Below are 5,770 nucleotides of genomic sequence, written 5' to 3' on the forward strand. Positions count from 1 at the left end.
CGGCGGCGCGGGCGGGCGCGCGGCGGAGCCAGGGCGCGGCGGAGCCGGCTGAGGCGTGCGCGGCGGCGCGAGCGGCCGGCTCGCAGGAGCGGACGGTCGCGGGGGCTGCGCCCGGGACAGCTTCGCGAGGCGCGCCTCCTCCTCCTCCTTCGTCACCACGAGCGGCGGCCCGCCGGCGCGCTGCCGCGCCTCGTCGTCCGCGCTGTAGAAGAGCTGGAAGGTGGTGAGGCCGCGCACGACGAGCTCGCCGCGCTGGTTCTCGGCCCACACCTCGATGTCGATCGCGTAGCGCCCGCCCTCCTCGAAGCGGCGGTCGGTCACGCGGCCGCGTACGGTGAGCACGTCGCCCGGCCAGACGATCTTCACGAACCGCGCGGAGAAGCGGCGAAGGCGCGCGCCCCGCACCCAGTCCACGACCAGCTCCCCGAGGAAGCCCATCGCGATCATCCCAGGCGCGAGCGCGCTCGGGAACCCCGAGTTCTTCGCGTAGGGCTCGTCGATGTAGAGCGGGTTCCAGTCCTGGGCCGCGCCGACGTAGCGCGCGATCTGGAGCCGGTCCACCGGCGACTTCACGAGCGGCGGCAGCTCGTCGCCGACCTTGACCGCCTCGAAGTAGAGCTGGCGTGCGCTGAGCATCCGTCGTCCCTATCCCCGACGCAGGATGAGCGTCGCGCGCGAGCGGAACACCCACTCGCCCTTGTCGTCCCGGGCCTCGTCCTCGAGGACGAGCACGTCCATCGGACCGCTCGCGCCGGGCCGCTCCTGGACGTCGGCCACCCGCGAGACGACCGTGAGGCGGTCGCCCGCCACGAGCGGGCGGGCGTACTCGATCTGCTGCTCCGAGTGGAGGATGGAGCGCGTCCCGAGATCGAGCGAGTGCCGGAAGCGGTCGTTCGCCGCGAGCGCCGCCGCGAACGTCGGGGGCGCCACGAGCGCCGGGTAGCCGGCCGCGCGCGCCGCCGCCTCGTCCTGGTAGATCGGGTTCGGGTCGCCGAGCGCCTCGGCGTACCGGCGGATGGCGCTCCGCTCCACCTCCTGCGCCACCGGCTCGCTCTCCCGTCCGATGAGGGATCTGTCGAGCATGCGTTCCGTTCACCTTCCCGCGGGGAGATCGAGCACCGTGAGGAGCCCCTGGCGCTCCAGGACGGCGGGGATCGCGTTCACGACGGCGTGCGCGGTCCCGACCTCGCCGGGGACGCCGCCCGGGATGATCAGGCGGAGCGGCGGATCCGCGTCGAGCTCCACCTCGTCCCGTGGGTCCTCGGCGCCGGCCTGCAGCACGAGCTCGAGCCGGACCACCTCGCGATCCTCGGCGAACACCCGCGCGACCTGCTGGACCCCGGCCACCTCTCCGCGTCCCACCGCGCCGTCCTCCTCCGCGAGGAGCGGGACGATCTCCTCGTCCACCTCGTACTCGTCGGCGCCGGCGCACGACTCGGCGAGGAGCGCCGCCGACTGCGCGAGGCCGGGCTGGCCGATCTCGCCGCGCTCGAGCGCCTCGTCGAACGCGTCCTCGGCGAGCCCGAGGCCCGCCTTCTGCCGCAGCGCCCCGGAGCCGGCCGTCACGTCGACCACCCGGATCACGCGCACGTGGCGCACCGGTCCGGCGACCTGGGAGAGGAACGCGGGGAGCCGATCGAGCACGAACCCCGGCGCGACCCCCGTCGCCACGACCGCGACCCCGCGCTGCTCGCAGAGCCGGTCGAGCGCCTCGGCGTCCTCGGCGCTGTCGAGCGCCGGGTTCACGAGCTCCTCGCAGGTCGAGACGACGTGGACGCCTGCCCGCACCGCGGCGCGGAGATCGGGGAGCGCCTCCTCGAGCCGGCTCGTCCCGGAGTGCAGGAGGACTCCGCCCTTGGCGCGCGCGAGCGCCTCGGCGAGGTCGCTCTCCACGCGCAGCTCGGGCGCGGGAGCGCCGACGAGCTCGTCGAGCGGCTGGCCGGCGAGGGCGGCGTCGGGATCGACCGCCGCGACGATCTCGAGGTCGTCGCGCAGCACGACCGCCCGGGCGATCGCCCGCCCGGTTTCACCCAGCCCCGCGAGCACCACCGGGATGACGCCGTCCGGTCGCACGTGCCCCTCCGGAGACGTGCGCGCCCGGGGAGCGGGCGCGGCGGATCTCCAAGATTCACGGGCCCTTATAGTGCACGCGATCGACGGCTATCAAGAAAACCGGGGAGCTCGCCCCCGCCGGCGCGCTGGCCTCCGGCCGCGCTGGCCCCCGATCGCCGGGCGCGCGCGAGCGTCGCTCCAGGCTCGCTAACCGTTCGTGGACAGGGAACTTTTACGACCCGATCATCGACTCGAGGAGCAGTCGCGCGGAGGGGTCGGACCAGTCGCGGGGGCCGACCACGAAGGCGACCAGCCGGCCGTCCTTGTCGACGATGTAGGTCTCCGGGAACTTGAGGTCGGGGCAGACCCCTCCCCGGGCGGCGCAGTAGTAGGCGCGCGTCGCCACCTGGGCGGGGTCGAGCGCCACGGCGAGGCCGGGCTTCCCGAAGTAGGGCGGCGCGGCGAAGAACTCCTTCACGGGGTCCCACGCCTCGTCCACCGAGACGGCGACCATCCGGAAGCGGCCGGGGTGCTTCGCCTCGAGCTCCCGCCCGAGCCGCACCATCGAGGGCATCTCCTCCCGGCACGGCGGGCACCAGGTGGCCCAGAAGTTCACGAAGACCACCTGGCCCTTCGCCTGCGCGAGCGAGAAGCGCGTGCCGTCGAGCGCCTCGAGCTCGATGGCCGGCGCGGCCACGTCGGTGCGGTCCACGCCGAACCCGAGGATGGCCGCGCGGTCGAGCGCCGGCTGCGTGACGAAGCGGTCGTAGGCGAGGTAGGCGAGCGCCACGACGAGGACGGCGGCCGTCGCGGCGGCGGCGAGGCGGAGGCCGCGGCGCGGCGCGGGTCCCCGAGGCGGCCGGCCGATGTCGTTCGATTCCGTCTTCACGGCGCGGTTCTACAACAGCGGCTTGCTTGCCGCCACCCGCCGCGCGGGCGACACTCGGGCCTCGATGCGCGGCCTCATGGGCAGCTTCGCGGTCCTCCCGCTCTCGGAGCTCGTCGACCTGCTCGCGCGGCGTCGCATGTCGGGCACGCTCGGCTGCGAGCGCGGCACCGTGAAGAAGTCCATCCAGGTCCGCGACGGCGTGGCCATCGGGGCCGGGTCGAACGATCCGCGCGAGCACCTCGGCCAGCTGCTGCTCAACTTCGGGCACGTCTCCGAGGAGCAGCTCGCGAAGGCCTTCCAGACGCAGGAGGAGACGCGGATCCGGCTCGGGAAGGTGCTGACGCTCGTCGGCCTCGTGTCGCCCGACGTCATCCGCGACGTCCTCGCCATCAAGCTGCGCGAGACGCTCCTCGACGTGTTCCTGTGGGACGCGGGCGTGTTCTGGTTCGACGACGGCGCGCCGCCCGACGTGGACGAGCTCGACGCGGCGGTGCCGCTCGCCGACATCGCGCGCGAGGCGGAGTTCCGGACGACCGCCTGGAGCGCGTTCCGCGGCGAGTTCCCGAGCGGCGCCGCCTCGCTCGTCGTGGACGAGGCCGCGGCGCCCGCCTCCGCCGGCCCGGGCACGATCGACGGACGGCTCCTCGCGCTCGCCCGCGAGGGCAAGACCATCGACGAGCTCGGGCTCGCGCTGCACGCGACCGACTTCCACCTCTACCAGCGGCTGTACGCGCTCGCCCGGCAGGGCGCGCTCCGCGCCGCGCCGGCGCCGCTCGCGGCGGCCGTCGCCACGGAGCCGGTCGGCGCCGCCGACCTCATCGACCGCGCCCGCTCGCTCCTCGCCGACGGCCGCGCCGACGACGCCGAGCTCGTGGCGGCGCGCGCGGTGGAGCTCGCCCCCGCCTCGGAGGCCGCGCGGTCGCTGCTCGTCGAGACCGAGCGCGTGCTCGGGGAGCGGCTCCAGGCGGAGCTCCTCGGACCGCCCCGGACGCCGCGGCTCAAGCTCGCGGCGCGCGAGGTGGCGCGCCTGCGGCTCTCCTCGGCCGACAAGTACCTGCTCTCGCGCTGCGACGGCCGGCGCGACCTCCGCGAGCTCACCCGCGTGGCGCCCCTGCGCGAGCTGGACGTGCTGAAGGCGATCCGGCGCTTCGCGGACGCGGGGCTCGTCGAGCTGGGGTAGCGCCGCCGCCGGCTCGCGGGCGAGGCGAGGCGGGGCGCCGCCGCGCTCGCGGCGAGCCGTCCGCGCCGGCGCAAGGGACCCCGCGCGCAGGGCGCGGGGCGAAGCCCCCGGCTACCTCGACGCCGTGCGGAGCTCCGCGCCCTTCGCCGAGGCGACGTGCGTCGCGAAGTACGCCTCGAGCGCCTCGCGCGCGACGGTGGGCGCGCGCGCGTGCCAGAGCCGCTCGTTCACCACCACGGTCGCGATCGCGATCTGCGGCTTGTCCGCCGGCGCGTACCCCACGAACCAGGAGTAGTCGCGGTACGGCTGGGCGTCGGCGAGCGACCCCGTCTTGCCCGCCACCGAGATGCTCCGGAGCGGGCCGCGGGCGCGCGAGAAGGCGCGGCGGGCGGTGCCCTCCGTGACCGTGCTCCGCATCATGCGGGCGAGCTCCGCCGCCACGGGCTCCTCGATCACGCGGCGCGGATCGCCCGCGGAGGGCGGCGGGCCGCCGCCCTCGACCGCGTCGACGATCACGGGCGGCACGAGCACGCCGTCGTTCGCGACGATGGCGGCGAGCAGCGCCGCGTGCAGCGGCGAGAGCTTCACCCCGCCGAAGCCGGCGGCGGTGTTCGCGAAGCCGAAGTCGTCGTCCGGGATGTCCGCCCGGGAGATCTCGACCGGGTGGGCGAAGGGGATCTCGGTGTTGAAGAGGAACCGCTCGGCGGTCGCGCGCAGCCGCTCCGCGTCGAGGCCCCGGTCGGCGAGCTTCGCGAAGACGACGTTCGTCGAGTGGCCGAAGGCGGAGGCGAGCGTGACGCAGCGATGGTCGCGGCGCGGGTCGTCGGCGAGGAGCTTCGGCGCGAGCCGGTGCTTGCCGCCGTGGTAGCAGACCTCCTCGTCGGGGTGCGTCCCCTGCTCGAGCAGGGCCGCGGCGGTGACGAGCTTGAAGATGCTCGCCGCCGGCGCGAGCGCCGCGAGAGACAGGCCGCGGCGACCCGGCTCCGCGCGGGAGTGCTCCGCGAGCGCGAGGATCCGCCCCGTGGAGGGCTCGATGATGACGGTCGCGCCCCAGGGCACCCGGTACGTGTCGAGCGCGCGCTCCAGCCGGTCCTGCAGCCCCGGATCGAGCGTGAGGGTCGCGCGGCGATCGCCGAGCGGCGCGACGTACCGCCCCGAGGCCTCGTCGAACGCGATCTCGCCGATGCGGATCGGCAGCTCGGGCGCGGCGGGGGCGGCCGCGGCCAGCTTCTTCTGGGCCGAGGCGGTGGAGGAGGACGCGGCGCCCGTCCCGGGAGAGGACGGACGCGGGAGGACGAGGCCGGCGAGCACGAGCGCGCTCGCGGGCACGAGCCAGGAAGGGACGCGATGGAGCATCGGAGCGATCGGAGGGAGAAGCGGCGGCGAGTGTGCCGCAACCCCGGGACCGCGTCAAAGTAGGCGCCCGCCGACCGCGAGGAACGTGCTTGAGCGGGGGCGCGGCCCGACCGGAGCGCGATCGGTCCGCATTCACCCTGGGTATCAGCGCGCGCGGCGCGCCGCGGGCTTCGCGGCGCGTTTCGTCGCCTTGGCGAGCGCCTTGCCCGCGAGCGCCGCGCCGACCCGGGCGGTCGCGCCAGCGGCCGCGGGCTTCCCGTCGTGCAGCGGCTTCGCGCGCCGGCCCTTCCCGC

The 5,770-nt window shown here is 75.5% G+C and carries 6 protein-coding genes; 1 reads left to right on the forward strand and 5 read right to left on the reverse strand.

Annotated elements, in window-relative coordinates; translation table 11 throughout:
* From MNZ29_RS23315 to MNZ29_RS23330, 4 genes are all read right to left on the reverse strand, one after another.
* Positions 1 to 636 (reverse strand): MaoC/PaaZ C-terminal domain-containing protein (locus MNZ29_RS23315; RefSeq protein WP_242356983.1); only part of this gene is annotated, 636 nt, incomplete at its 3' end.
* 9 nt (positions 637 to 645) lie between these two features.
* Positions 646 to 1,083, reverse strand: a complete 438-nt coding sequence (locus MNZ29_RS23320) for a MaoC family dehydratase N-terminal domain-containing protein (RefSeq protein ID WP_242341401.1) — start codon at positions 1,081 to 1,083, stop codon at positions 646 to 648.
* Between the two features lie 9 nt (positions 1,084 to 1,092).
* Positions 1,093 to 2,073 carry a dihydrodipicolinate reductase gene (locus tag MNZ29_RS23325; protein ID WP_242341402.1) on the reverse strand — a complete coding sequence of 327 codons (981 nt, stop codon included), beginning with the start codon at positions 2,071 to 2,073 and terminating at the stop codon, positions 1,093 to 1,095.
* Positions 2,074 to 2,284: 211 nt separating this feature from the next.
* Positions 2,285 to 2,941 carry a TlpA disulfide reductase family protein gene (locus tag MNZ29_RS23330; RefSeq protein WP_242341403.1) on the reverse strand — a complete coding sequence of 219 codons (657 nt, stop codon included), beginning with the start codon at positions 2,939 to 2,941 and terminating at the stop codon, positions 2,285 to 2,287.
* Between MNZ29_RS23330 and MNZ29_RS23335 the strand changes: the two genes are divergently transcribed.
* Positions 2,919 to 4,121 carry a DUF4388 domain-containing protein gene (locus MNZ29_RS23335; protein WP_242341404.1) on the forward strand — a complete coding sequence of 401 codons (1,203 nt, stop codon included), beginning with the start codon at positions 2,919 to 2,921 and terminating at the stop codon, positions 4,119 to 4,121. The genes MNZ29_RS23330 and MNZ29_RS23335 overlap by 23 nt on opposite strands.
* 111 nt (positions 4,122 to 4,232) lie before the next feature.
* On the opposite strand, the gene MNZ29_RS23340 is transcribed toward MNZ29_RS23335, so the two are convergent.
* Positions 4,233 to 5,477: a penicillin-binding transpeptidase domain-containing protein gene (locus MNZ29_RS23340; RefSeq protein WP_242341405.1), complete on the reverse strand. Its 1,245-nt coding sequence runs from the start codon at positions 5,475 to 5,477 to the stop codon at positions 4,233 to 4,235.
* Positions 5,478 to 5,770: the final 293 nt, after the last annotated feature.

The sequence above is a fragment of the Anaeromyxobacter sp. SG64 genome (assembly GCF_022690745.1).
Lineage (GTDB): Bacteria > Myxococcota > Myxococcia > Myxococcales > Anaeromyxobacteraceae > Anaeromyxobacter > Anaeromyxobacter soli.

Coding starts and splice junctions, on each gene's coding strand:
- MNZ29_RS23320 (WP_242341401.1), bottom strand. CDS start 1,083: ATGCTCGACAGATCCCTCATCGGACGGGAGAGCGAGCCGGTGGCGCAG.
- MNZ29_RS23340 (WP_242341405.1), bottom strand. CDS start 5,477: ATGCTCCATCGCGTCCCTTCCTGGCTCGTGCCCGCGAGCGCGCTCGTG.
- MNZ29_RS23335 (WP_242341404.1), top strand. CDS start 2,919: ATGTCGTTCGATTCCGTCTTCACGGCGCGGTTCTACAACAGCGGCTTG.